Annotated in this window: 21 protein-coding genes; 8 read left to right on the top strand and 13 right to left on the bottom strand. The window is 68.1% G+C overall.

Annotation, left to right across the window (positions count from 1 at the left end; genetic code table 11):
* Window positions 1-65: 65 nt before the first annotated feature.
* A complete protein-coding gene (locus tag AB0L57_RS13555; protein WP_364961084.1) occupies window positions 66-335 on the bottom strand; it encodes a hypothetical protein in 270 nt (89 codons plus the stop codon).
* Between the two features lie 98 nt (window positions 336-433).
* On the opposite strand from AB0L57_RS13555, the gene AB0L57_RS13550 reads away from it, so the two are divergent.
* A complete protein-coding gene (locus AB0L57_RS13550; protein WP_364961082.1) occupies window positions 434-1,087 on the top strand; it encodes a helix-turn-helix domain-containing protein in 654 nt (217 codons plus the stop codon).
* A 21-nt stretch (window positions 1,088-1,108) separates the two neighbouring features.
* Here AB0L57_RS13550 and AB0L57_RS13545 read toward each other — a convergent pair whose 3' ends face one another.
* The 4 genes from AB0L57_RS13545 to AB0L57_RS13530 form a co-directional block, all read right to left on the bottom strand.
* On the bottom strand, window positions 1,109-2,068 hold the full coding sequence (locus AB0L57_RS13545; protein ID WP_364961080.1) for an ADP-ribosylglycohydrolase family protein: 960 nt from the start codon (window positions 2,066-2,068) through the stop codon (window positions 1,109-1,111).
* A gap of 80 nt (window positions 2,069-2,148) precedes the next feature.
* Window positions 2,149-3,369, bottom strand: a complete 1,221-nt coding sequence (locus AB0L57_RS13540; RefSeq protein ID WP_364961078.1) for a cytochrome P450 — start codon at window positions 3,367-3,369, stop codon at window positions 2,149-2,151.
* A 28-nt stretch (window positions 3,370-3,397) separates the two neighbouring features.
* Entirely contained in the window at window positions 3,398-3,589 is a 192-nt protein-coding gene (locus AB0L57_RS13535) for a ferredoxin (protein WP_364961369.1), read from the bottom strand.
* 5 nt (window positions 3,590-3,594) lie between these two features.
* Window positions 3,595-4,239: a DUF4097 family beta strand repeat-containing protein gene (locus AB0L57_RS13530; protein ID WP_364961076.1), complete on the bottom strand. Its 645-nt coding sequence runs from the start codon at window positions 4,237-4,239 to the stop codon at window positions 3,595-3,597.
* Window positions 4,240-4,547: 308 nt separating this feature from the next.
* Here AB0L57_RS13530 and AB0L57_RS13525 point away from each other — a divergent pair, with 308 nt between their 5' ends.
* Complete coding sequence (locus AB0L57_RS13525) at window positions 4,548-7,733, top strand: BTAD domain-containing putative transcriptional regulator (RefSeq protein ID WP_364961074.1); 3,186 nt, start codon at window positions 4,548-4,550, stop codon at window positions 7,731-7,733.
* A gap of 93 nt (window positions 7,734-7,826) precedes the next feature.
* Here AB0L57_RS13525 and AB0L57_RS13520 read toward each other — a convergent pair whose 3' ends face one another.
* Together AB0L57_RS13520 and AB0L57_RS13515 are read right to left on the bottom strand one after the other, a co-directional pair.
* Window positions 7,827-9,425: a GMC family oxidoreductase N-terminal domain-containing protein gene (locus tag AB0L57_RS13520; protein ID WP_364961072.1), complete on the bottom strand. Its 1,599-nt coding sequence runs from the start codon at window positions 9,423-9,425 to the stop codon at window positions 7,827-7,829.
* A 23-nt stretch (window positions 9,426-9,448) separates the two neighbouring features.
* Entirely contained in the window at window positions 9,449-11,164 is a 1,716-nt protein-coding gene (locus AB0L57_RS13515; RefSeq protein ID WP_364961070.1) for an aldehyde dehydrogenase family protein, read from the bottom strand.
* A 167-nt stretch (window positions 11,165-11,331) separates the two neighbouring features.
* Here AB0L57_RS13515 and AB0L57_RS13510 point away from each other — a divergent pair, with 167 nt between their 5' ends.
* Window positions 11,332-12,525 (top strand): helix-turn-helix domain-containing protein, encoded by a 1,194-nt coding sequence (locus tag AB0L57_RS13510; RefSeq protein WP_364961068.1) that lies wholly within the window; start codon window positions 11,332-11,334, stop codon window positions 12,523-12,525.
* 7 nt (window positions 12,526-12,532) lie between these two features.
* Here the strand turns inward: AB0L57_RS13510 and AB0L57_RS13505 are convergent, their stop codons facing one another.
* Complete coding sequence (locus AB0L57_RS13505) at window positions 12,533-13,555, bottom strand: alpha/beta hydrolase (protein WP_364961066.1); 1,023 nt, start codon at window positions 13,553-13,555, stop codon at window positions 12,533-12,535.
* A gap of 254 nt (window positions 13,556-13,809) precedes the next feature.
* Between AB0L57_RS13505 and AB0L57_RS13500 the strand changes: the two genes are divergently transcribed.
* Complete coding sequence (locus AB0L57_RS13500; RefSeq protein ID WP_364961064.1) at window positions 13,810-14,826, top strand: hypothetical protein; 1,017 nt, start codon at window positions 13,810-13,812, stop codon at window positions 14,824-14,826.
* Window positions 14,827-14,829: 3 nt separating this feature from the next.
* Here AB0L57_RS13500 and AB0L57_RS13495 read toward each other — a convergent pair whose 3' ends face one another.
* The 3 genes from AB0L57_RS13495 to AB0L57_RS13485 all read right to left on the bottom strand — a co-directional run bounded on the left by AB0L57_RS13495 (window position 14,830) and on the right by AB0L57_RS13485 (window position 17,731).
* A complete protein-coding gene (locus AB0L57_RS13495; protein WP_364961062.1) occupies window positions 14,830-15,621 on the bottom strand; it encodes an SAM-dependent methyltransferase in 792 nt (263 codons plus the stop codon).
* A 181-nt stretch (window positions 15,622-15,802) separates the two neighbouring features.
* A complete protein-coding gene (locus AB0L57_RS13490) occupies window positions 15,803-16,561 on the bottom strand; it encodes a thioredoxin domain-containing protein (RefSeq protein ID WP_364961060.1) in 759 nt (252 codons plus the stop codon).
* A 129-nt stretch (window positions 16,562-16,690) separates the two neighbouring features.
* Window positions 16,691-17,731: a hypothetical protein gene (locus AB0L57_RS13485; protein ID WP_364961058.1), complete on the bottom strand. Its 1,041-nt coding sequence runs from the start codon at window positions 17,729-17,731 to the stop codon at window positions 16,691-16,693.
* Window positions 17,732-17,897: 166 nt separating this feature from the next.
* On the opposite strand from AB0L57_RS13485, the gene AB0L57_RS13480 reads away from it, so the two are divergent.
* Both AB0L57_RS13480 and AB0L57_RS13475 read left to right on the top strand, forming a co-directional pair.
* Entirely contained in the window at window positions 17,898-18,380 is a 483-nt protein-coding gene (locus tag AB0L57_RS13480) for a hypothetical protein (protein ID WP_364961056.1), read from the top strand.
* Window positions 18,368-18,673 carry a transcriptional regulator gene (locus AB0L57_RS13475; protein ID WP_364961054.1) on the top strand — a complete coding sequence of 102 codons (306 nt, stop codon included), beginning with the start codon at window positions 18,368-18,370 and terminating at the stop codon, window positions 18,671-18,673. Before AB0L57_RS13480 ends, AB0L57_RS13475 begins: the two co-directional genes overlap by 13 nt.
* Window positions 18,674-18,872: 199 nt before the next feature.
* Here AB0L57_RS13475 and AB0L57_RS13470 read toward each other — a convergent pair whose 3' ends face one another.
* Window positions 18,873-20,045, bottom strand: a complete 1,173-nt coding sequence (locus AB0L57_RS13470) for an epoxide hydrolase family protein (RefSeq protein ID WP_364961052.1) — start codon at window positions 20,043-20,045, stop codon at window positions 18,873-18,875.
* Between the two features lie 102 nt (window positions 20,046-20,147).
* On the opposite strand from AB0L57_RS13470, the gene AB0L57_RS13465 reads away from it, so the two are divergent.
* Together AB0L57_RS13465 and AB0L57_RS13460 are read left to right on the top strand one after the other, a co-directional pair.
* The gene (locus AB0L57_RS13465) at window positions 20,148-20,717 is read left to right on the top strand and encodes a CGNR zinc finger domain-containing protein (protein ID WP_364961051.1); all 570 of its coding nucleotides are present in this window, start codon (window positions 20,148-20,150) and stop codon (window positions 20,715-20,717) included.
* A 529-nt stretch (window positions 20,718-21,246) separates the two neighbouring features.
* A complete protein-coding gene (locus tag AB0L57_RS13460; protein ID WP_364961049.1) occupies window positions 21,247-23,871 on the top strand; it encodes an AAA family ATPase in 2,625 nt (874 codons plus the stop codon).
* Window positions 23,872-24,108: 237 nt separating this feature from the next.
* Here the strand turns inward: AB0L57_RS13460 and AB0L57_RS13455 are convergent, their stop codons facing one another.
* Window positions 24,109-24,927: a class I SAM-dependent methyltransferase gene (locus AB0L57_RS13455; protein ID WP_364961047.1), complete on the bottom strand. Its 819-nt coding sequence runs from the start codon at window positions 24,925-24,927 to the stop codon at window positions 24,109-24,111.
* Between the last annotated feature and the right edge of the window lie 102 nt (window positions 24,928-25,029).

Genomic DNA, 25,029 nt, shown 5'->3' with positions numbered 1-25,029 from the left:
GACCAGATCCAACGTACCCAAATTCCGGAGGGGCGGCAGGGGTGTCCGGTTTGTGTGGAAATCCGTTATCCGCAAACAGGTTTCGCCGAATCGGCCGGCACGCGGCGACGGATGATTCGCTGAGTGCCGGCGAGCAGTCGCGGGACCACCACGTACACGGCGGCCGGGACGACGAATGCGGTGAGTACGAGTGTGCGCAGCACCAGAGGCCAGCCTGTGGTGAAGGGTGCCATCACGGACATTCCCACGGACACCATCGGGAAGATCGCGCACCACGTGACGACAGCGCGCAGGTGGACCGACGGGACGGAAAGGGTGGAAACAGTGCTGGTCATGTTCGAATCCTCAATTCCAACTAATTGGTTGCACACTAGTGGACACCACATCCGGGATATTTGCAACTGCATGGTTGGAGATTTGCTAGGGTGAGCGCATGGCCTGGGACGTCGAACGCACCAAGCGACTGCTGCTCGATGCCGCCGTCGCGGAGTTCAGTGCCTACGGCCTGGCCGGGGCCCGGGTGGACCGCATCGCCACAGCCGCCGGAGTCAACAAGGAGCGGATCTACAAGTACTTCGGAACCAAGGATCAGTTGTTCGAGACCGTCATCGACCGGGAGATCGGCGATCTCGACGATGTCGTGCACCTCGAGGGCGAAGGGGTGGCGGCGGTGGTCGACTATGCCGAGCGGTTCTTCGACCATGTCTGCGATACACCCACGCTGGCGCGGTTGTTGCTCTGGGAAGGGCTGGAATTGGGAGTTCCGGTCGCGGAACCCATTCGCCGCAAGGGGATGCACCGCAAGGTGACCGATATCCACCGTGCCGTCCCGGAATTATCCGAATCTGCCGCGCGCGAAGTACTTCTGACGATTCTGTCGCTGTGCTACAGCTGGCAGGTCCTGCCCACCCTGGATCGGCTCGCCGCCGGGGACTCCACGCCGGGTGGCACTCGCCGAGCCCAGCGCCGGGCCGCGGTCGGGCGGACGGTCGCCGCTGCCGTCGACGCCGAACAGGCAGCCGAACACGCGGACCGAATCGAAGTCCGGCCGCGCGCCGGACGGCGCGGTGTCGCCGGCTCCGGATGACGCGGAACAGCGAATGCGGGCCTAGGACCTGCCCGGCAACCACCGCCGCAGGCCCGACGGCCGCCGCCGCGTCGCGGCGGAAGAATCGAACCATGTGGGCAGTGGTTCCCGGGTGGCCAGCCAGGTGTGCGGGATTCCGGTGACCGGCTGGGGGTGGGTGCCGGTGTAGGCGGCGACTATTCCGCCGACGATGGCGCCGGTGGTGTCGATGTCACCGTCCGCCGCGAGGCATGTGGTGACGGCGGACGGGTAGTCGGCCAGGTGGGTCGCCGCGATCCAGATGGTCAGTGGGACGGTGTCCTGGGCGGTGACCCGGGAACCGTTGCCGAGTTCGGCCGCCGCCACCTCGGCCGGTGCGCCGAGTAGCGTGCGGGCATGCCGGATCAGCCGCGCTGTCTCGCCGTCGCTCAGGTGCCGCAGGATTTCGTCGATGAATTCGGCCGGGGCAGGGCGTATTCCGCGCATTCCGGCCTCGGCGGCGGCACCGGCGGCGAGAGCCACCGCGACCGCGCCCGCGACACCTTCGGGATGCATGTGGGTCACCTGTGCCGACCGAACAGCCTGGGCGACAATGGTTTCGGGATCACCGGCGAAACAGGCCCCGAGCGGCGCCACCCGCATGGCCCCGCCGTTACCGCAGGAGCCCTGCCCGTCGTACACGGCCCCCGCGGCCTGCTGCCAGGGCGTCCCTCTGCCGATCCGGCTCAGCGTGTCGACCGCGAAGAACCCGTAATCACGAGTGCGGTCGAGCCGGCGCGCGAAGGCCCCCGCGAGCCGATCCTGATCTATCTCACCGTGTTCGCACAGCTCACCCGCCACACTGCAGGCCATCTCGGTGTCATCGGTCCAATTCCACTGCCGCCCCGCGACCCGCCCTGCCAGCAACTCCGGCACCGAGGTGCCCAGAATCGGGAACTGCGCCCCCAGCGCGTCCCCCACCGACAGTCCGTTCAGCGAAGCGAGCATCACATCGATATGCATCGCTGTCGATGATAAGGATGCCGCCGGGGCCGACGCCCCGATGCCGCCGCCTCCTGATGCGATGCCCACATCGATGGTCCCTAGCCCTCGGACCAGGTCACCGGCAGCGCGTGCACGCCGTAGATGTTCATATCGCTGCGCAGCGGCACCTCCTCGGCGGCGACGGCCAGGCGCAGCGTCGGGAAGCGGCGGATCAATCCCGCGAAGCCGGCACGCATCTCGACGCGGGCCAGTTGCTGTCCGAGACACTGATGCACACCATGGCCGAAGGAGACCAGGCCCCGGGCGGTGCGATGCACGTCGAGGGCGTCGGGGTCGGTGAAGCGCAGTGGGTCGTGGTTGGCGGCGAGCAGGGAGACCACGACGGTGGAACCCGCGGGGATCGTTTCGCCGCCGAGTTCGATGTCCTCGGTGGCGTAGCGGTAGAAGATGTCGGCCACCGACAGATAACGCAGCAGTTCCTCGACGGCGTTGGGGACCAGGTCCGGGTCCGCGTGCAGTGCGGCCAGCTGATCCGGATGTTCCAGCAGTGCGAAAGTGCCCAATCCCAGCATGTTCGCGGTGGTTTCGTGGCCGGCGAGCAGCAGCAGGAATGCGATACCGGTGAGCTCGTCGATACCGAGATCCTCGTCGCGGGCCAGATCGGAGAGGATGTCCTCGCCGGGCTCGGCGCGCTTGCGGGTGACCAGTTCGGCCAGATAGCCGGTCATCGCGCCGTAGGCGGCTCCCTTCTCTTCCAGGGTCTGCTCCTTGAGCATGAATGCGGCCGAATTCTTCTGGAACTCATCGCGATCCGCATACGGAACACCGAGCAGCTCGCAGATCACCAGGGAGGGCAACGGCAGCGCGAACTCGCGGACCAGATCGATCGGCGGCGCCAGTTCCGCCATCGCGTCCAGCAGTTGCTCGGTGATCTCGACGATGTGCTCTTCGAGCATCTTCATCCGCCGGACGGTGAACGCGCCGGTCAGCTTGCGTCGCAGTCGCGTGTGATCCGGCGGATCCATCGCGATGAACAGTCCCGGGATCTGCGGGGACGGTTCGGTCGGGGCGGGCATGCCCGGGGTCTCGTAGGGAACATGGACCACACCGAGATCCAGGCGGGAGCTGAAGCGGTTGTCGGCCATGAGGGTGCGGACGGCCTCGTATCCGGTGACCAGCCAGCCCTCGTGTCCGTCGGGGAACAGCAGCGGGCTGACCGGACGCCGGGTACGCAGCTCGGTGATCTCGCGGGGCGGGTCGAAGGGGCCCGCGGTGCGCTGCATGGGCAGGCCGTCGGGGACGGGAACGGTTGTGGTCATGGGGAATTCCTTGTCCTGCTCGTGGGGCTCACGGTTCGAGGGTGAGTACGCCGGCCGGGCACAGTTGCACGGCCTCGCGGACGGCCGCGTGGTGTTGCGGAGCGGGCGCGGTGTCCGCCACCACCCGGCCGTCGTCGGGGTCCTGGTCGAATACGGCGGGAGCGGTCAGTGCGCACATACCGGCGCCGATGCACCGCTCCCGGTCGATGCCGATTCGCATCGCGCTCACGCGGCCACGGCGTGCCGGAGGACGACATTTCCCATCGCGCTGCGCGCGTACACCCGGACGATGTTCTCGTCGTCGGCCGTCTGATCGACCGGTTGCATCAGGTTCTGCACGGTGCCCTGCTGCGCGTTGACCTCCAGCCGTGCCGCGCTGCCCGCGCGGATGCCGACATCGAGCTGACCCATGGAGGTCTCCAGCCGCAGTTCACCGCGCGCCGCCTCGCCGATGCGGATATCGCCCTTGGCGACCTTCGCGGTCACCGAACCGCCCGGCCGCTCGACGACGATGTCGCCCAGGGAGACCGTGAGATCGCACGGTCCGAGATCGCCGGCGCCCAGCAGCCGGCCCACACCGGTGCCGGCGGTGAGCCGCGAGCCGGCGGGAACCTCGATGGTCACCTCGATGGTGGGGTTACCACCGAACGGGGTGTGGGTGCGCCAGTCCCTGGGCGTGTTCACCGTCAGCGTGCCGTCGGTGAAATCGACCGTGGTCTGCTCGGCGGCGCGCACATCGGCCTTCTTGGTGGCGTCGGCCGGGGAGATCGATACGACGGTGTCGCCGCGGTCGCCGGCGATCACGGTGACATTGCCGGACAGCACCTCGACGGTGACGGCGATGGGCTCGGGGGTCTGGAACGTGGTCATGGTGTGCTCCTTCGGGTTCCTGCTCTGAGTTCTGCGGTCGTCGGCGTGATCAGCGGATCCGCCTCCGATGACGGCCGGGTCCGTCGTGCCCGGGGCCGGTCGGTTCCGGCTCGGAGGCTCTGGTGCCCTGCTGTTCACGGGAGTAACTGTCGCGGGCGGTGCTGATATCGGGCTGACACCGCTCTGACACCCCTGCTGACACGAGCTTCTGCCTGTTCAGGAGGTGTTTTCGGGGAGGGTTGCGCCGTTGCCGGCTCGCCCCGGTATCAGCGCTGCGCCCATGTCCGGGGGCACGGCACAATGGTCGGGTGCAGATCGCGATGCTTGGACCGCTCGACATCCGAGCAGATGACGGTGAATCGATCGAGCTGCCGGGTGCCCGGCTGCGGGCGTTGCTCATCGCCCTCGCTCTCGAACCCGGTCGCGCGGTCCCGAAAACGACACTGGTCGATTGGATCTGGGGTGAGCTACCACCCGCCGACGCGGCGAACGCCCTGCAGGCCCTGGTGTCCCGATTGCGCCGGGCGCTGCCGGACGGATCGCTGGACGCGCAGCCGGGCGGATACCGGCTCGCGGTGGTACCGGACGCGGTCGATGTCGTGCGTTTCGAGCAGCTGCTCGACCGGGCCCGCGGTGGTGCCGACGCGCACCGGGCCGAGTTGTTGCGCGAGGCGCTGGATCTGTGGCGCGGGGCGCCGCTGCTGGACGGCGGGCTCGGGGAGAGTGCGGCCGCCGAACCGGTGATCACCCGCCTCGAGGGTTTGCGGCTGGTCGCGGCCGAGGATCGCTACGAAGCAGAGCTGCGGCTGGGCCGCGGGGCCGATCTGGTCGCCGAGCTGACCGAACAGGTGGCCCGGAACCCGTTGCGGGAGCGGCTGATCGCGGCGTTGATGCGCGCGCTGGCCATGGCGGGCCGCGGTGCCGAAGCGCTGGTCGTCTACCAGAACGCCCGCGAGGCGCTCGCCGACACCCTGGGGGTGGACCCCGCCGCGGAACTGTCGGAACTGCATGTCGCACTGCTGCGCGGTGAGGTCGGTGGGGGTGAGTCGGATCGCCGGACCAATCTGCGGGCCGAGCTGACCGAATTCGTGGGCGGCCATGCCACGGTCGCCGCCATCCGGACGCTCATCGCCGGGCACCGCCTCACCACCCTGACCGGGCCGGGCGGTTCCGGAAAGACCAGGCTGGCCTCGGAAACCGCGCGCACACTGCTCGACGATCTGCCCGACGGCGCCTGGCTGGTGGAGCTGGCGCCCGTCGGCGCGAGCGGTGACATGGCGCAATCGGCCCTGGCCGCGTTCGGTCTACGGGACGCATTGCTGGGCGACGCGTCCAATGCGGAGCCGATGGACCGGCTGATCGCGGCGATCCGCGACCGCGAGGCGCTGCTGATCCTCGACAACTGTGAGCATGTGATCGAGTCGGCCGCGGCGTTCGCCCACCGGATACTCGGGGAGTGCCGGCAGCTGCGGATCCTGGCGACCAGCCGGGAGCCGCTCGGTATCACCGGTGAAGCGCTGTGGCAGGTCGAACCGCTGGCGCTGCCCGTGCCGGACGCGAGTGGCGCGGAGATCGAATCCGCACCGGCCGTGCGGCTGTTGCGGGAGCGGGCCGGCGCGGTGCGCCAGGATCTGGCCGCCGATGCCGGTTCGCTGGCGGCGATGGCACGTATCTGCCGGGCGCTCGACGGGATTCCGCTGGCGATCGAACTGGCCGCGGCCCGATTGCGCACCATGTCGCTCGAGCAACTCGACACCCGCCTCGACGATCGGTTCCGCCTGCTCACCGGTGGCAGCCGCACCGCACTGCCCCAGCACCGCACGCTGCGGGCGGTCGTGGACTGGAGCTGGGAACTGCTCACCGGCCCGGAGCGGATCGTGCTGCGCCGCCTCGCGGTGTTCTCCGGTGGCGTGAGTCTGGAAGCGGCGGAACAGGTGTGCGCCGCGGCGCCGGTGGACGCGGCGACCGAGGTGGTCGAGCAGTGGGAGGTGCTCGACCTGCTGACCGCGCTGGCCGACAAATCGTTGCTCACGGTGATTGACGAGGTGGTGCGCGCCGACGGGCCCGCGGCGCCGCGGTACCGGATGCTCGACACGATCGCGCGGTATGCCCGTGATCGGCTGGTGGAATCGGGCGAACAGGATTCCGTGCGTCGCGCCCATCTCGAATATGTCACCGAACTCGCCGACACCGCCGAACCGCAGCTGCGCCGCGGCGAGCAACTGCATTGGCTGGCCCTGCTCGAAACCGAACACGACAACATCGCCGCCGCCATGCGAGCCGCGCTCGCGGCGGGCGACACCGCCGGATCGATGCGATTGGGTGCGGCCGCCGGGTGGTACTGGTGGCTCGGTGGCCACAAGGCCGAGGGGATGGAATTGCTCACGGCGGCAGCCGATCTGCCGGGTGAGGTCGACGACGAGATCCGTGCCCGGGTGTACGCGCTGGTCATGCACTTCGTGAGCTCCGGGCGTAACGATCAGTATCAGATGGAGACCTGGATCCGCCGGGCCGCCCGGCTGTGCGGTGACCGTCCGGCGGACTATCCGCTACTGGGATTCGTCGGTGCCCTGGAGCGGATGCTGCAGGGTCCGCAGGCGTTGCCGACCGCATTCGAGCCCCTGCTCACCGACGCGGATCCGTGGGTTCGCGCGATGGCCCGGCTGCAGATGGGCAAGATGCGGATAGTGCTGGGCCACGACGGGCCGGAGGCGGACGCGTACCTGGAGTCGGCGCTGGCCGAATTCCGCGGGATCGGTGAGCGGTGGGGTATGTCGTTCGCCCTCACCGAACTGGCCAACCGCCTCGCGATGCGCGGTGAGTTTCTCCGGGCCTGTGCACTGTTCGATGAAGCCATCGCGGTGGTCACCGAGGTCGGCGCCATCGAGGATCTTGTGGTCATGCGTGCCCGGCAAGCTCAATTGTATTGGCTGGCAGGTGATTCGGAGTCCAGTGCCGCGGTGCTGGCGCAGGCGGGGCTGTGCGCGGACCGGACCGCCTGGCCGAGCGCACTGGCCGAATTGGCCCTCGCGCGAGCGGAACTGGCCCGATGGGCCGGTGACGCCGCGCGGGCCCGCGAGCAGCTCTCCGCCGCCGCGACGATGCTCGGTGCCGATGCCGAACAGCCGAATATCGCTGCGATGCTGCACAGTACGCTCGGCTGTCTCGCCGTCGACCTCGCGGAGGCCGCGAAACAGCACGACGCGGCGCTGCGGTCGGCTGTCGAGGCGGGGCATGCCGTACTGATCGCGCACGTCCTCGTCGGTATCGCGGATCTGGCGCTGCGCGAGGAGCGTGACGAGCAGGCCGCCATGCTCCTGGCCGCCGCCGTCCGGGCGCGCGGGCTGGCCGACCGCTCGCAACCGGACACCTTCCGGATCGAACGGACGGTCCGGCAGCGACTCGGCGACGAGCGGTTCACGCTCGCGACAAGTCGAGGCGAACAAGCGGATTGGCAGGAACTCGCGGAAGCGGTGCTGTCCGACCGGCGCTGAACTGGAGTGGTCCGGAGGTCGACCGCAATCCGAGGGCGGTACGCGGCGACGCCTGGCCGGAGTGATCGGCGCACTCCGGCCAGGCATCCGGCGTCAGCGGTCGGCGGCGATCAGATCGGCGGCCTTCTCGCCGATCACCACCGACGGTGCGTGGGTATGGCCGCGGATGATGGCCGGCATCACCGAGGCATCGGCCACCCGAAGTCCTTCGAAGCCACGAACTTTCAGTTCGGGGGTGACGACGCTGTCGGTGTCGGTGCCCATCCGGCATGTGCCCACCGGATGGTAGAGGGTGTGCGAATACCAGGTCAGCGCATCCTCGAGGGTCTCCTCCAGGGTGGGCTGCTCGCGCTTGGGCCGCAGCAGAGCGCCCAGTGCCGGCGCCAGTGGGCCGGTTCCGGCGATACGGTGCGAGATACGCAAACCCTCGAGCATGGCCGCGCGGTCCGCTCCCTCGCTGTCGGACAGATAGTTCGGATCCACCAGAGGTTTGGTGTCCGGCTCGGCGGAGGCCAGCGACACCGTGCCGCGACTGCGTGGCTTCAGCAAGATCGGACCGACCACGACCGCGTGCCCGGGCGGGTCGCCGATGCCCTCGTCGAAGAAGGGCGCCGGGGCGAAGATGATCTCGAGATCGGGCAATTCGAGTTCGGGCCGGCTGCGCACGAAACCATAGGCCTCGCCGACATTCGACGTGAGCATGCCACGGCGGCGGACCAGATAGTCGAGCAGCTGACGTGGTTTCTCCGCATCGAACAATGTCCCCGAATCGGCGGCGAATCCCAGGACCGACACCAGATGGTCCATGAGGTTGCGGCCGACCTCCGGCAGATGCCGGCGCACCGTGATGCCGTGCTCGCGCAACTGCTGCTCGTCACCGATACCGGAGAGCATGAGCAGCTGGGGTGTGTTGATCGCGCCGCCGCAGAGGATGACCTCCTTGCGGGCGTGCAGCGTGAAAAGCGTGTTGTCCCTGCGATATTCCACCCCCACCGCACGGGTGCCGTCGAACAGGATCCGTTCGGCCTGCGCGCCGGTGTGCACGGTGAGGTTCGGGCGGCGTCGTGCCGGTTTCAGGTAGGCGTCGGCGGTACTCCAGCGAGCGCCGCGCTTCTGCGTGACCATGGTTTCGGTGAAGCCCTCGGGCTGAGCGGAATTCGCCCGCTCGCGTTTGAATCCCGCGAGTTCGGCGGCGGCGAGGAAGTCGCGGGTCCACCGATTCGCGCTGCGCTGCCGGGAAATCTGCAGCGGCCCGTCGCGCCCCTCATCGGGTCCGGTCGCGCCCTCGACGGATTCGATCTTGCGGAAGTAGTCGACGATAGTGGCGAACGACCACGAGTCCCCGGCGGACCGGGCCCATTCGTCGTAGTCGGCGGCGTAACCACGCACCCACATCATCGCGTTCATCGATGACGAACCACCGAGCAGTTTGCCCCGCGGATACAGGATCTGCCGGTCGCCCAGGGCGGGCTGCGGGGTGGTCAGATAGCCCCAATCGCATTCACTCTGAAACAGTTTCGAGAACGCGGCCGGAATATGGGCGTAGCTGTTCTTGTCCTCCGGCCCGGCCTCGAGAGCGACGACCCGATTCGCGGGGTTCGCGCTGAGCCGGGCGGTGACCACCGCTCCGGCCGACCCGGTCCCGACGACGATGTAGTCGACGGTGGCCGCGGTGGTGGCATCGGCATTCATATGTGTGCGCTCCGTAGATCGAGTCAGCCGCGCAGGGCGGAGGCGAAGATGGCGGGCAGGCGGGTCCAGCGCGGATCGGTGGCGAAGCCGGTCAGCAATTTGCCCGTCTGCGCCGCGGTCCGGTTGTCGACGAACCAGGGCGGTTTCGGTGTGAGCGCCCATTCACCGTGCAGGACCGACCGTGGTGCGGGCCGGAACGGCCCCCGGACCACGGTGCGTTCGATCCGGTCGATCAACCAGGCGTTGTGCACGACACCGATTCCGCTCTGCACGTCGTCGAGTGTGTGCCCAGGATAGGCGCCCCAGCTCGCGGTCGGGGTCAGATAGCCGACCGCCGTCCACGCATTCACCGCGACGGTGCCGTATCGCAGCCGCTCGATCATGCTGTCGAACTCCTCGCCGAGCTCGGCGACGGTATCCGGATGCGCGACGATGTTGACACCCAGTGTGCCGGTGAGCTTTTCGTTGGCGGTGTCGACCGCGGCGCGGGTGAAGGCGGCACCGGTACCGGGCAGTTCCACCACGCCGAGTACCGGCGCGAAGTACTCCGACGAGTACAGCGTCTCGTCGGCCCCGGGGTCGAGTCCGGTCACCAGCAGCCGTTCGCCGTGCTCGCCCAGACGCCGCGCCTCGGGGTAGCTCGCGCGTGCCGTCGCGACCCGGTCGTCGCTGCCCGGATAGTAGGCGTCCCGGGCCGGTGCGGTGTCGATCGCGGCGGTCAGTGCGGCGAGGAACCGGTCCTTCTGCGGCCAGTCCGCGGAGATGATGATCGCCTGTGCGGCAACACAGTTGTAGCCGCCGTTGTGCAGGCGCTGGGTCGCCAGGTGCCGGGCCTGGAATTCCAGGTCGCCGGCACTCCAGTCACCGGGGACGACGATGGTCGGTGACACTCCGCCGAGCTCACTGCTGATGGGTTTGTTCAGTTTCGGCGTCCCGGCCGCCTTGCGCCGGGCGCCCTCCGCGCCGGCACCCCAGACGATGGCGTCGTGGGTGACGGCGCTGCCGGTCATGTGGACGTGTGCGATGCGCTCGTCCGCCACCAGCCGTCCGCCCAGCTCCGCACCACCGGTGAGGATGCGCACGACGCCCAGCTCGGACAGTGGCGCGAAGATCTTCTCGAAGACCGGGAGCAACGGGTCGGTCACCGGGTTCAGCTTCAGCGCCACGACCCGGTTGTGCGCGATCAGTTCGTAGAGGGCGTCGAGCGGCGCGATCGAGGTGATGTTGCCGGCGCCGAGCACGGCTCCGATGCCGTGGGTGTGCGCGGGTTGCAGCTGGGCCAGGCCCGCATTCGCCTTCGCGGCGGCCGAGCTGACGCCGCGCTGCAGCCAGACCTCGGCGCGAAATCCGCTCAGCAGCAGCTCGTCGTACCGGGTCGACGGCAATGCGCGCACGGTCACATGTTCTCCGGCGCAGGAGAAGGTCGCGTCGGCGAGTGGACTCCTCCCACCGGCGAGCGACTCCAGCGATCGCGACAGCGCGGTCAGGCTCGCGGCGAAAACATAAGGGCCGGACAACCATTCCTCGCCCACGAGCGGGGCGGCCGGGTCCAGCTTCTTGATGCGCACGGCCGCGTCCACCCACTCCTGCGCATGCCGCGCGGTGAGTTCGCGCATCCGGTCGAGCAGGTCGCGCCGGCCCGTCAGCGGTAACCGCGCCCATCTCCGCTCACCGTCGGCGAGCGCGGTGAGGGCGGTGTCGAGGACGGCGGCGTCCGCGGCTGTCTGTTCTGTTTGCACGTACGCACACTCCGTAGCTGAGAATCGGCCCGATCATCCGAATACTGTCAGTGTGACTGTGCTCACGACCGAAGAAAATGTGTGGGCGTTGCGCATTTCCGGTCACCCCTTGTGCGCACGCACAAGGTGACAGTGTTGCGCGTCACATATCGAGTTACACTGCCCCTATGAGTACGCCCGCACTCGACCGTCCGGCCCGGCCCGCGTCGGCCCTGGCCGCCTCCCTGGCGGTGGAGGTCGAGTCGATGACCGATGAACTGGTCACCCGCATCGCCGCCGCGGATTCCTCCTACGCGCAGACCGGGCTGCTGACCGAGGAACAGCTGCGGCTGACCTGCTTGCAGAATCTCACCTCGATCATCGACGCACTCGCCGGCTCCGGCCCGTTGCGGTTGCGGTCGGCCCGGGACGCGGGCCGGATCAAGGCCGAACAGGGCATTCCGGTCGCGAGCCTGTTGCACGCCTACCGGCTCGGCGCCCGGCTCGTCTGGGAAGAACTGATCGCCCGCGCGGACGGCCCGGGCGACCCGCGATTGCACGATCTCGCGACCGGGCTGTGGGAACTCATCGACCTGTACTCCGATGCGGCCGTCGAGGCATACCGTGAAACCGAGGTCCTGCTCGCCCACGCGGACGCTCAGGTGCAGGCCAGACTCGTCCGGGCGCTGTTCGCCGACCACTCCGCCAATCCGGCCGGGGTGCTCGATGTGCTTCGCACCCTGGGGGTTCCGGAGCGCGGCAGCTTCGCGGTCGTCGCCATCGATACCGAGCCCACCGCACCGCTGCCCACGAAACTTGCCGCGGCACTGCAGGATTGCGGTGTGCGTTCGGTGTGGGATGCTCAGATCGATGCGCATATCGGCCTGATCTCGGCGTCGTCGCAGGAGGTGATCGAGCGCGGGTTGGCGGCGATCTCCACCTTCGTCACCGACCGGGTGGGTTCGAGCACCACCTTCTGTACCCCGAACGCCATCGCCGCGGCGGCGGCCGAGGCGCGGATCGCTTTGCGTTCCGCGCCAACAGGTTCGGCTGCCACGACCCGATTCGGCGACGTACCGATCGCCCACCTTCTCATCGCGGTGCCCGAGGCGGGGCGCCGGGCCGCCGCCCAGATCCTCGGTCCGCTGCTGGATCTGCCGACCGTCGAGCGCGGCGATCTGGTCGAGGTTCTGGAGGCGTGGTATCGGTGCGGCGGCTCGGCCGCGGCGGTCGCGGACGTGATGCACTGCCATCGCAATACGGTGCGCTACCGCTTGCGCAAGATTCGCGATCTGACCGGGCGCGACACCACCGATCCGCGCCAGTCGGCCGAGCTGTATCTGGCCTTGCAGGCGCTCACGCTGCTCGGTGACCGGTCGTGAGACCGGATCAGTTCCCGATGGTGGAATTCGCCCAGTCGACGACCGCCGCCTGATAATCGGCGGTGTTGCGCGCCAGATTCACCGCATGTCCGCTGCCCGGCAGAACGAAGCTGCGCAGCCGTGCCTCGGGCGCGAAGAACGGCGCCTCCTCGGCCTGGAGGGTGGCCGAACTCGCGCAGGTGGCGTAGTCGATTCCGCACAGCATGCGGTCACGGCCGCCGACCACGATCATCACCGGCGCGGTGAGGAAATTGGACATGCCCGGCAGGGTGGAAAGCATTCCGTCCGGATATTCCGTCAGCGAGAAGACCTCTTTCTGCCGCTCGTCCAGTGCGAGGACCGCGGGATCGACATCGCCCGGATCGTAGAAGTCGTGCATCCGAGTTCCGGGCCGGCTGGTCAGATATCCCGGATCCAGTCCGCGCCCGGCGAATTCGGGATCGTCGGCGGCGGAATGATAAGTGGCGATGACGCTGAGGGTTTCCGGGACGTTCACCGCGTGCGAATAGCCGGTCAGCAGCAGACCGTCCACATCGTGATATTGGGTGGCCTCCATGATGGACGTGCCGGAGGTCAGCGAATGCCCGACGGTGACGACCTTGCCGAACGGCGCCGCACCGCCGATGCCGTGCTTCGCGGCCTGGACGATGTCGTGCAGATTCTGCGCGGTGGCGGTGGCCGACAACGTCTCGCTCGGCGGGTGGGTGCTGGTGCCGTTGCCGAGCCGGTCCACCACGAGTGTCGCGTAGCCGGCCGCGTTCATCGCGCGCCGGAAATTGTAGGTCTGCGGCTGGTAGGAGAAATCCCAGTACGTGCCGTTGAAATTGGATCCCGACATCAGCACCATGACGGTGCGGGCCCCACCCGCCGGCGTGCACAGGGTCGCCGCCAATTCACCCTGCGGTACCGCGAATGGAAAGGACCGGCAGTCGGCCGGTGCGGATTCGTTGTCGGCGGCGGCCACACCGGTCGCGAATCCGCACATGATGATCGCTGTGAAGATGACCCGTGCCCATATCGAGACCCGCATGTGAAATGCTTCCTGTGCTGATATATCCGGAGCTGAGGACCACCTGGCGAATGGCCTCGGTCGATCTGTGATGGCCGCAGGTTATCGCTCGTCCGGTCGATATGCAATAAGTTCGCCGGTATCCCCGACGATCCGCTGGGGTGTGGGCGTAATCGCCTGCACAACATTCTATTTGGTCTCGTCGTCGGGAGTTGCCGGGAAAATCGGCCGGCGGCCGGGAGAATTACAGCGAGCTGTCCACTAACATGCCCGGCATGGCCGAGCGAGCGGTGCATTTGGTCGGTAGTTTTCCGGCCGAGAGCACCGAGGATGCGATGCGGGCGATGGTGCGCGAGGCGGGTGCGCTACTACGTACCCTGCCCACCGGAGAGGTGCGGCGCCATCGCACCTACATCGAGCCCATCATCGACGATCTGGTGGGCCAGGGTGTGCTGGAGGTGCGGCGGGTGCGCGCCGGCCGCACCGTGCACCGCGTCCGGCGCGGCATCGAATCCGGCAGTGGCGCAGTGAGTCTCGGATACACCGCGGAGGCGCGCGAAGCCCTGCCGATTCGCGCCGAGTTGCGTGCGCCCTCGGATCCCGCACTCCAGATCGGGATGCCGACCGCGCTCACCCTGGCGTTCGTGGCTCTGGGGCTGCCCGGGGCGGTGTCGCACCGGCGGGTGTTCGCCGATGCCACCACCGCCGAACTCGCGTCCGTGCGTGCGGTGGCCGGTGACGATGTCGTCGTACAACTGGAGGCGCCCGCCGAGCTGGTACTCACCGCCAAGACGGCGCCGCTGCACCGTGCGGTGGACGCGGTGCTGGGGCTGAGCCGCGGAATCGGCGACCTCGCGTCGCGGGCACCGCAAGGTACTCGCTTCGGCGTGCATCTGTGTCTCGGCGGCAAGCGCAACAAGGCCCGGGCCGTCCTGCGGGATGTGCGGCCGCTGGTGGATCTGGCCAATGCCGTCGCCGCACACTGGCCACCGGGCCGGACGCTGGAGTACCTGCACGCACCGCTGTCCGCGGGTGACATACCACCGTCGGACCGCCCAGATTTCTATGCGCCCCTGGCCGAGCTGGAGCTGGGGGAGCGGACCGCATTCCACGCGGGATTCGTGCACGAGGTGCCGACCGAGGCGCAGCAGATACGGACCCTGCACCTGATCGAGGAGGCGCTGGGCCGTCCGGTCGACGGGGTGGCGAGTCCCTGCGGTCTGGGTCGCTACTCGCGGGTGACGGCCGAGTCGCTCATCGCACGGGCCGCGGCTCTCGCCGTGACGACCTGAGGGTCAGGGTTTGCGGCAGATTCCGCCGATGACCACCATCCGGGTTTCCGGGAGGTCGTCGCCGAGCCAGTGCTGAATCGGCACGACGCCGGGCTCGAGCATGTCGAAGCCGGTGAATATCGCGGCCACATCGGCACGGGAACGGAAAACGAACTGGGCTGTACTGCCCACGGTATCGGTGACGGTCTGGGTCACCCAGGTCTCGTCGCTCTCGGTGGCGCCGTGGGTGAAGGCCACCTGGCTGCCCGGCGCCATCACCTCGTGGAAGCGGGCCATCACCTCGGCTGGCCGTTCCTGCTCGAGAATGAAGTGCAGCACCCCGACGAGCAGGATCGCGATCGGCTGCGACAGGTCGATGCCCGCCTCGGTGGGCAGCCGCGCGATGATGTCGTCGGGATCGCGGAAATCGCCCAGCATCGTCGTGACGCCGGGGATGCCGTTGTACATCGCATTGGTGTGCGCGAACACGACCGGGTCGTAGTCGATGGCGGCCAGCCGCATCCCGGGATCGATCGCCGTGACCGCCTCGTGCACGCTGGGCGAGGTCGGGATGCCCGAGCCGATGTCGACGAACTGCCGGATTCCGGACTCGGCCGCCAATTTCGCCGAGCCCGTGAGGAATTCGCGACTGAACCAGGCGACGGTCCGATTGTCCGGTGCGATGGACAGCATGCGTTGCGCCACGACGCGATCAGCTTCGTAGTTGTCCTTGCCGCCCAGCAGATAGTTGTAGATCCGCGCGGCATTGGGTTTGGTCGGATCGACGCCACGGGGTGCCGGCCGGTCGTCTGACACCACACCTCCTCGGAGTTCCGGTCAGGGTAGCAGTCGTCCCGGAACGGCCGGTGATGAACGCCTGGGCGCCGGCTTGCTGTGCGGCCGCTTCGCGGTGGGCGGCAATTATGTTGCACGACAACATTTCACCCGCGACCGGACGCTGCGGTGGCGCGGCGCCGGCAACGGTGCGCGGCTCTTGTCAGCTCACCTTCGGGAGCAGCGGGGCCAGACCGCCGGGGGTCATCAGCGCGGTGTTCGAGGTGACCTTTTTGCCGTCGATCGTCACCGTGGGGGTGGAGTTCACGCCGCCGGCGAGTACGGCCTGGGTCTTCGTGCGCAGGTAATCGTCGTAACTGCGATCGACGATGCACTGCGCCACCGCGTTGTCGGTGTAGCCCGCCGATTTCGCGATGGAGATCAGCTCGGCGTCGGTGAGCCCTTCGCCGCCTTCCTCGGGCTGCTTGTCGAACATCGATGCCAGCCACGCCTGATAGTGCTCGGTGCCCGAGTTCGCGACACAGAACGACGCGTTCCCGGCACGAGAGGAGTATTGCGTACTGCTGGCGCGGTCGAGGAAGGTGATGACGCTGTACTCGACCGCGGCGGTGTGGTCGCGCACGGCACTCTCGAGCACCGACCCGTTGGCGGCCTCGAACATCTTGCAGGCCGGGCACTGCAGATCCATGACGACGCGGACGGTGACCTTCGCATTCGGATCACCGATCCGGACGGCACCGTCGTCCAGCACGTTCTTCGCCGACGATGCGCCGGTCGCCACCGTGGGCGTACCCGGAACCTCGTTCGCGAAGGCGTCGCGAGCCACCAGGCCGATACCGGTCGCGATCGCGAGCGCCACCACCACCGCGATCGGCACCAGAACGGTCAGGTACCCCCTCCTCGGTGCGGGGCTCGGTGCCGGGCTCGGTGGCGGCGGCCATCCACCGGGTTCGATGCTCATGTCAGGGATCCCCCGTTCGTCGGATGCTCGGTGGCCAGCTTAGGGGGTGCCGGCGGCCGGTCGCGCGGGCCGCGGTGGATGCGCGGCTGGACTCGGAGGTCGTGGGACTCGGACCGCGGCCACCTCGAATCAGCGCGGCGTCGGATGCGCTCGGAAGAAGTCCCAGATCAGTTGGTTGGCGTTGATCGAGGTGGTGGTGGTGCCGGTGAGCGGGGCCGGGCTGGGCAGCGGGCTGCCGGGCCAGGTGTGGCCGCCGTCGCGCACCGAATAGAGCTCGACCTCACCGGCCGCCGGACACGAATAGCTGGTCAGATCGACATCGGGGGTGATCGGCCGCTGCGCGGGGGCACCGGAGCAGCCGTTGCGGCGTGCCCATGCCTCGGCGTTGGCCGGAACACTCTGCGGCCCGGGGCCGTGCACCGCCGGTCCACTGTGCTGGTCCGTGACCGATCCGCTGCCGTCCGGCGACGGCAGGAATCGGGCGTTCGGGCCGCTGCCGCCGGTGTAGGAGACGATGGGGTCGCCGGTGCCGTGGAAGGCGATGACCGGCACCGGCCGGGTCGGATCACACCAGGGGAAGTCCTGTAGTCCGGCCACCGGGGCCACGGCCGCGATGCGATCCGAAAGCTGGCATGCCAGTGACGAAGTCGTGAACGCGCCCATCGACAGTCCGGCCACGTACACCCGGCGCTGGTCGACGCACATGGTCGATTCGACGTGCGTCAGCAGATTCGACAGATAGTCGATGTCGGCGCTGCCGGGGTCGAAATCCCATCGGGGCAAGCCGGGTTCGTCGAGTGCCGGAGTGATGGTGGCGAATCCGTGCGTGCTGCCGAAGTCGGCGAGGCCGGAACTCATGCGCTCGATCTCGGCCGGTTCGAGATAGCCGTGCAGATCCACGACCAGCGGAGTGGGGCCGTCGGCGGCCGGTGGGACGTCCAGGATGTAATGACCCGACCGCGCCGCGGTGGCGAACCGCTGATCGGATCGGCCCGGATCCGGTTGTGCGATACCACATCCCGGCGATGGTTCGGCTGCGCTCACATCCGGCTGTGCCGTGGCGTCGGTGGCGGTCAGTACGCCGACGACGGCGATGGTCAGTGCGGCGGTCGTGGCGATGCGGCGCAGCGCGCGTCCGGATGTCGCTGTCGTAGCGGTGGTTCCGATCACGGAAATGATTTTGTCACAAAAAGGACCGGAAGCATGGCCTTTGTTACAGGTCACATGCCGAGCATGCGCCGGGAATGCGGTGTCCGTTGACGGCGCCGCCGGCCGGGGGACACTGGCAATGAGAAACTGGTTGCCGAATGGAAACCTGTTGGGATATGTTCGGTCGGTGCAAGATCCGCAGACTCCACAACAAGCGCTCGACATCGCCGCCGCCGCCACTCGGCAGGCACGTGGTGCCGCCGCTCTGCTCAGCTGGGGGCCGGTGGCGGCCGGTGTGTTCGGCGGGCTCGCGGCCTCCCTGCTCTGTGTAGCGGCCGACGCGGCCATGGACAGCCCGCTCAGGTGGGCGGTCGTCGTCCCCGGAATCGCCGGATTCGTCTCGGGGGCCGTGTTCTACCTGCTAGGGCGGTGGCTGCGCCACGTCCGGCGTGCGCGCGGAATCATTCCTCTGCCGCCGGCGGAGTGGAAGCAGATCGTGGCGCTGCTGGCAGTGGTCCTCGTAGTGGTCTCACTGAGCTCGGGCTCGGGCTCGATATGGCTACGAGTTCTGTCCGGTTCGATCCTGGCCGGATGGATCTGGTTCCAGTTGGCCAGGCCGCAGATCGGGTTCGGCACGAGGCGACCGTGGACCCGGGCATGGAAGAACTGAACGAACTGTTCGGCTCGCTGCCGCGCCTGAAACTCGTCGCATTCCTCGACGGCTGCAGCGAAGCCGAGTTCCTGGTTGTCACCGACCTCTGCGAGCTGAACAAATCCACGCTCTCCAAAGCGATGACCCTCCTGGAGAATGCCGACTACCTCACCGTGACCAAGGGGTATGTGGGTCGCAAACCGAAGACCTGGCTGGCGCTGACCCCCAAGGGCCGCACCGCCTACCATGCCCACCTCGCTGCCCTCACGGCGCTCACCCGCAAGGCCGCGGAGAACGCGCCGCGGCCCTGACCGGCATTGGGATGGTGCGGCCCAGCGGAACGCCCCTTCCCGAATCCGGCCGGCGAGCACTTCGGTCCGAGTGTGGATGACTGCGCGCCCGGTCAACCGTGATTCGTTGTGCCGTAGCGCAATCCGTCGTACAGGAGGGTGGCGCACCGCATCCTCGTGTCAGCCAACGGTGCGCATTCCGCAGATGCCGCCGAGGTGTTCACCGAGTGGCGGCAAGCACTGCGGCGAGGCCTTCTCGCAGGTCCTCGACGAAATACTCGGGAATCTCCAGCGACGGGAAATGTCCCCCGGTTGCGGGCTCTCGCCATCGAACGATCTGCCGGTATCGCTGCTGGGCCCAGGGGCGTGGACACTTCTCGACGTCGCGGGGGTACATGGTGAGTGCCGCCGGGACGTCGACCCGGAGTTCGGGGTCGAGCGAGTTGTGGCTCTCGTAGTAGATGCGGGCCGCCGAGGCGCCGGTGCGTGTCAGCCAGTACAGGGTGACGTCATCGAGAACGCGATCGATGCAGATCGTCTCGAACGGGCTGTCTTCGGTGTCCGACCACTCGGCGAACTTGTCGAGAATCCAGGCGAGCAGCCCGACCGGTGAGTCGACGAGCGAGTAGCCGATGGTCTGTGGCCGGGTCGCCTGCTGCTTCGCGTACGCCGCGCGGTGCCGCCAGAAATCGCGGGTTTCCTCGGTCCACGCGCGCTCGACGTCGGTCAGCCCGTCCGTTGTCAGCGCGGGCGGCCCCTCCGCGAACGTGGTGTGGATGCCGAGCACGTGCGCGGGGAACCTGCCTGCGAGAACCGTGGTGATATTGCCTCCCCAGTCACCACCGTGGGCTACGAACCTGTCGTAGCCGAGCCTTCCCATCAGTTCCACCCAAGCGGCCGCGATCTTTTCGGTTCCCCATCCGGTGGCGGCCGGCTTGTCGCTGTAACCGAAGCCCGGCAGCGACGGCACCACGATGTGGAAGGCCGGCGCGCCCGCGTCGCTCGGATCCGCCAACTCGTCGATCACATCGATGAATCGCACGATGCTGTCCGGCCAGCCGTGCGTCATGAGCAGCGGCGTGGCATCTGCGCGCGGGGATCGGCGGTGCAGGAAATGGATTCCCAGATCGTCGATGGTCGTGCGGAACTGACCGATCCGGTCGAGGCGCTGTTCGAACGACCGCCAGTTGTACCCGGTGCGCCAGTAATTCACGACGTCGACGAGGTCGGCGAGCGGAACGCCCTGATCCCATCGGTGCGGACCGGGCGCCGCGCCCTGGACCGTCTCCGCCTCGGGTAGTCGCGCGGCGGTCAATCGTGCGCGCAGATCATCGAGTTCGGCGTCGGTCGCCTGGGCTCGGAATGCGTGCACGTCGCTGTTCGGACGGGGCATGAGACCTCCTGGCGATCGCGGAACCGGTCACCGCTTTTGCGAACCGGCTAAGACGGTTCTAACACGTCCTCATGCCTGCGGGCAACCGGCTAAGGTGGTTCCATGCCTGCTGGGTTTCCCGACTTCCGCCTCGGAAGTGTGCTCGCGACCAGCTTCACGGCGACGCTGACGGAGCGCTGTGGCGACGCCGTGGAACGCATCCCTACGCCGCAGCGACTCGTCGACTGGCTGGCGGTGAACGGACTGGCCGTGGATTCCTGCACCACCGCGCAGCTCGAACTCGCTCGGGCACTGCGGGAATCGATACACGCCGCCGCGACAGCGGCCGCGATGCACGATGCGCTGCCCGCATCTGCTGTCCAGGCCATCAACGACTGCAGCATTCACGGTCGGGCCGCGGCCATCCTGACCCCCGAGGGCGATCGGCAGTGGCGACTCGGCTCGGCGGCGCGCGTGGAAGATGCCCTGAGCGTCATCGCCGCCGACGCGGTCGACATCATCTCGGGCGAACGAGACGGAAAACTGGCCTTGTGCGCATCGCCGACCTGCCGGGCCGCCTTCTTCGACACCAGCCAGAGTCGCTCTCGCAAATGGTGTGACATGAACACGTGCGGGAATCGTCAGAAGAAGGCGCGCTTCAACGCCAATCGGCGCGAGAACGCCAGAGACTGACGGCATTCTGCCTCGCCGATCGCAATCGGCGGGGCAGCGGGAGTGCGGAGGTGTCCGGGTCGGGCTGCCCGTGATCGTGGCGTCGTCGGCACTGTCGGCATCGGAACGCCGGGTCGACATCGCCGTGCGCCTCGGCCGCGAGAAGCGGCCGGCGCTCGAGGACTTCTTCCTGGTCATCGTCGTGCACCGTGAGCTCTGCTCGAGTGCGCGCGTAGTCGACTACTCGTCTCGGTGTGCGGGCATACCCGTCTTGCGACGATGGCGGCCAGGGCGTCTAATCGATGTGGGTCGGAGACGAACGAAATGTGGCAAAGCGGGACAGTCCGGCAACGACGCCTCGGCTGTTCGGGCGGCAGATGACCGCTGGTCGCGGTCGTGCCGATGTCATCGGCAGTCGTTGCAATCGAGTCTGCTCCGACCTGTGTGTAGTTTGCGCTCCGGGAACACCTCTGGTCCATTTCATTGCCATCGGCGTACGGGCACCGATCAGCTGAAATAGAGGTTTCGTTCCGTAACAAGGGTCGAGATTATGGTCGTCTGGAAGTGGCCGTTGGTCGGAAGGGATGCCGAATTGGCATTCATCTCGGCGGCCATGCGCGGCCGGGACCGTTCGCAACCCGGAGTGGTGGTTGCCGGGCCGCCTGGAGTCGGTAAGACCCGGTTGGCGCGCGAGGCCATGGCCAAGGCCGTGCGCAGCGGTGCCCGCGAGCGCTGGGTGGTGGGCACCAAGTCCGGTCGGTCGGTACCGCTCGGCGCACTGTCCAGACATCTGCAGGAAGACGGCAAGACGGGCGAATCCGGGTGGCCGGCGATTCCCGCCGCCCGCGCACTGGCCGCTCGCATCGATGGTCGCCGCGTGGTGGTCGGCGTGGATGACGCGCATCTGCTCGATGAACAATCCGCGATGGCGGTGCACCAGCTGGTCCTGTCGGGCACGACGCCCGTGGTCATGACCGTGGGGGCCACCGACAGCGCACCGGACGCGATCACGTCGCTGTGGAAGGACGGGGACCTCGAGCGGCTCGACCTGCGACCACTGTCGCTGCGGGAGGTCACGGCTCTGCTGGAAACCGCGCTGGGCGGCGAGGTGGAGCGTTCGAGCGCCGAGCAGCTGTGGCGACTCGCCGGCGGTACCGTCTTGTTTCTGCGGCTGCTCGTCACCGCCGAATGTGAGGCGGGCCGGCTGCGGTTCGAGTCCGGTCTGTGGCGATGGTCCGGTGACATGGGGTTACCCACCACGTTGACCTGCTTGATCGAAGCGCAAATGGGCGCCCTCGACCCGCACGTCCGCGAGGTTGTCGACATTCTCGCGATCGAGGAACCGCTCACAGTGCGTGCGTTGGAAGAACTCACGGGACGTCGAGCGATCGAACAGGCCGAGGAACGTGGACTGGTGACGGTGCGACTCCGGGATGGGCAAGGTTTGTGGGTGCGCCTCGCCCATCCGCTGTATGGCGAGGTCCGGCGCGATCGGACGGGAACATTGCAGGCTCTTCGCCTGCGCGGAAGGGTCGCGCAGGCGCTCACCCGGCCGCGGCGCACCTCCGCCGCCAGGTTTCGAGCGGCCGTACTGACCATGCAGTCCGACCTCCCACCCGATCCGGAGCTCTTCATGGACGGCGCGCGCATCGCCCTGGCGCGCGGGGATGCGGAACTGTGTGCGCGGCTCGCCGGTGCGGCAGCGACCGCGGGGACCGGTCTTCCGGCGCGATGGTTGCGCGCGCACGCGTTGACGATGACCGGGGACGGCGCACGGGCAGAGCACGAGCTGGCGGCGTTGGCGGAGGTGGGAGACGACGCTCAGCGCGTGCGGGTCGTGATCGACCGCGTGGCGAACATGTTCTGGAGCCTGGGCCGGGTCGATGACGCGAAGCTGATCCTGGCACAGGCGCGGTCGTCGATCACCGATGGTGACGCACAGCAGAGCTTGATCGCGCTCGGTGCCGTCCTCGATTTGTGCCGTGCCCGTCCACGCCCCGCCGCCCGTGCGGCACGGGCAGTTCTCGACAGCGGCTGCGCGGACCCCGCCGCGATCGCGCAGGCGTGCTACGCGCTCGTCGGCGCACTCGGGGTCCTCGGTAGGACAGACCAGATCGGTCCATTCGCCGACCGCGGTGCCATCGCGGCGCGCAGTCACGATACGAGTATTTCACCTATCGCGGTACACATCGAGCATGCCAATGCCCTGGTCAATGCCGGATATCTGCATCGCGCCCAGGCATTGGCCGCCGAGGTCCGCGAGCGGGGCACCGACGCTCCGGCCCCGATCCGGATCGCGGCGGTGTTCGTGGACGGGAGGGTCGCACTGCGCTGCGGTCGCCTCGCCGAGGCGTTGCGCGCGCTCCGCGAGGCGACCTCCGGCATGGGTGGGTGTGGCACGTTCGGACTGCGATACGCCTGTCGCGTTGCGCTCACCCAGGCCCTCGCGCTCACCGGTGACGCCGACGAGGCGTCGAAAGCGCTGGCGGCAGCGGAGGCTTCCCGGCACCCGGGCTACTCGTTCCTCGACCCCGAGTTGATTCGGGTTCGGGCATGGGTGCTGGCGACGGGGGAGCGGCCCAGCGCCGACGCGATCGCCGTCGCGCACGAGGCAGCGGACTTGGCCGCGAAGAACGCCCAGTTCACGCTCGAAGTCCTCGCGCTGCACACCGCGGTCCAATTCGGCGATGTCTCCTGTGCCGAGCGGCTGTCACGGCTGGCGTCCTCGGTGGACGGTCCACGAGCTCCCGCCGCGGCTCGCCAGGCCGCTGCGCTCACCGACCGCGACGGGGCTGCCCTGGATGAGGTCTCCGCGGAATTCGAACGATACGGCGACCTGCTGGCCGCGGCGGATTGCGCTGCGCAGGCAGCGAGCGCCCACGCGTACCGCGGGATGCGGGTGTCCGCGTTCACATCGGCGGCACGCGCGCGCCGGATGGCCGCCGAGTGCGGGGCGCATACGCCCGCCATCCGAGCGATTGTCGCGATCGACGCCAAGCTCACCGATCGGCAGCGCGAAATCGCGACCCTCATCGGACAAGGCCTGACGAACCAGCAGATCGCGGACCGGCTGATCGTGTCGGTCCGCACCGTGGAAGGCCACATCTATCGGGCCGGACAGCAACTCGGTGTCAATACCCGTGAGGCACTTGCCGCCATCGTCTGCGGACGTTGACCGACCGGCCGCGGATCGACGTCGCGTACTGCACTGCCGTCGCTGAGGTAGTCCACTACGTGCGTCATTGTCGTCGGCCTGGTCGAAAATCGACTCTGACACCCGTGGCGGATGAAGGTTCGGGGGGATCGGTTCATCGGCCACTTGCATGGAGCGCGGGGTCGTCAGCGTCGCCGTATTCAGCGTCTGGAGGGATCGCCCATGCCCGAACGGTTCATTTCGCGTCACCGGCGTGACTCACGGTCGCGTCTCGGCATGAGCGAACCGCGCGTGCGTCGTGGTGGGCCGCAGGAGCGAACCGAGCGGAATGTGATACGCGACAGCGAGGGGGATTCGACCGCACAGGCCGCGCCCGGCCGGCAGCCGCAACTCGGTCACCGCGCTGATCGCCGGGTTGCGGCGTGGCAGTCGCGCGGCCTCACGCGCGGTCAGGTGGAACGGCATGGGCGGCCGGGTGGAGTCAGTGTCCTGGTGGGAGTGCCTGCGCAACCAGCCCGGAATCGTATCGAAGATCATCTCCCCGCCCGGAAAGGCGTGCGCGCACACATCGATCAAGCCGAGCGCCTCGGCGGGCTGCAGGTACCCCAGCAGCCCCTGCGCGGTGATCAAGGTCCCGTCCTCGGCATCGACGCGCTCGATCCAGCGGGTGTCCAGCACCGAGCACCCCAGCACCTCGGCTCGAGCGTCCTGCGGCATGACCTGCTCACGGACCCCGATCACTCCGGGCAGATCCACCGACAGCCAGCGCAGCGAATCGGAGTCGCTACGCCAGAATCCGGTTTCGAGCCCGTCGCCCAGCGCCACGACGACACCTCGCGGATGCCTGCGGGCGAAGTCGGCGACGGCACGATCGAAGCACAGCGGCCGAAGCGCGTGCGATTGCCGTATCCGGCCGAATTCGCTGAAGTCGTAGTCGATTCGCCGATACGCCTGAACAGCGACCGGATCGACGATCAGTGGTCGCGGCCGCATCGCCGCATGTGCGCGGTCTCGCAACGTCCACAGGGTCGTCGCCGAGAGCTGGTCGAGTGTCACCGTCACCTTGCGTTCGGACATGAGTTCCTCGCTGGTGCAATCGAACCGTCGGATATGTCGCGGATCCCGGGAAGACAACGCCCGGAACAGGGGGCACGCGCAAGCACCTCGGTCGGCGTGTTT

Origin of the sequence: Nocardia sp. NPDC052254, from assembly GCF_040679495.1 — a bacterium.
Classification (GTDB): Bacteria; Actinomycetota; Actinomycetes; order Mycobacteriales; family Mycobacteriaceae; genus Nocardia.
Note: the sequence above shows the minus strand (reverse complement) of the source record. Positions and strands in the feature narration are given on the sequence as shown.

Bases quoted from the DNA above. Each gene is read 5' to 3' on its own strand.
- AB0L57_RS13545 (WP_364961080.1), bottom strand. From the start codon at position 2,068: ATGCATATCGATGTGATGCTCGCTTCGCTGAACGGACTGTCGGTGGGG.
- AB0L57_RS13555 (WP_364961084.1), bottom strand. From the start codon at position 335: ATGACCAGCACTGTTTCCACCCTTTCCGTCCCGTCGGTCCACCTGCGC.
- AB0L57_RS13550 (WP_364961082.1), top strand. From the start codon at position 434: ATGGCCTGGGACGTCGAACGCACCAAGCGACTGCTGCTCGATGCCGCC.
- AB0L57_RS13535 (WP_364961369.1), bottom strand. From the start codon at position 3,589: ATGCGAATCGGCATCGACCGGGAGCGGTGCATCGGCGCCGGTATGTGC.
- AB0L57_RS13510 (WP_364961068.1), top strand. From the start codon at position 11,332: ATGAGTACGCCCGCACTCGACCGTCCGGCCCGGCCCGCGTCGGCCCTG.
- AB0L57_RS13505 (WP_364961066.1), bottom strand. From the start codon at position 13,555: ATGCGGGTCTCGATATGGGCACGGGTCATCTTCACAGCGATCATCATG.
- AB0L57_RS13465 (WP_364961051.1), top strand. From the start codon at position 20,148: ATGCCTGCTGGGTTTCCCGACTTCCGCCTCGGAAGTGTGCTCGCGACC.
- AB0L57_RS13455 (WP_364961047.1), bottom strand. From the start codon at position 24,927: ATGTCCGAACGCAAGGTGACGGTGACACTCGACCAGCTCTCGGCGACG.
- AB0L57_RS13470 (WP_364961052.1), bottom strand. From the start codon at position 20,045: ATGCCCCGTCCGAACAGCGACGTGCACGCATTCCGAGCCCAGGCGACC.
- AB0L57_RS13540 (WP_364961078.1), bottom strand. From the start codon at position 3,369: ATGACCACAACCGTTCCCGTCCCCGACGGCCTGCCCATGCAGCGCACC.
- AB0L57_RS13520 (WP_364961072.1), bottom strand. From the start codon at position 9,425: ATGAATGCCGATGCCACCACCGCGGCCACCGTCGACTACATCGTCGTC.
- AB0L57_RS13490 (WP_364961060.1), bottom strand. From the start codon at position 16,561: ATGAGCATCGAACCCGGTGGATGGCCGCCGCCACCGAGCCCGGCACCG.
- AB0L57_RS13530 (WP_364961076.1), bottom strand. From the start codon at position 4,239: ATGACCACGTTCCAGACCCCCGAGCCCATCGCCGTCACCGTCGAGGTG.
- AB0L57_RS13500 (WP_364961064.1), top strand. From the start codon at position 13,810: ATGGCCGAGCGAGCGGTGCATTTGGTCGGTAGTTTTCCGGCCGAGAGC.
- AB0L57_RS13460 (WP_364961049.1), top strand. From the start codon at position 21,247: ATGGTCGTCTGGAAGTGGCCGTTGGTCGGAAGGGATGCCGAATTGGCA.
- AB0L57_RS13475 (WP_364961054.1), top strand. From the start codon at position 18,368: ATGGAAGAACTGAACGAACTGTTCGGCTCGCTGCCGCGCCTGAAACTC.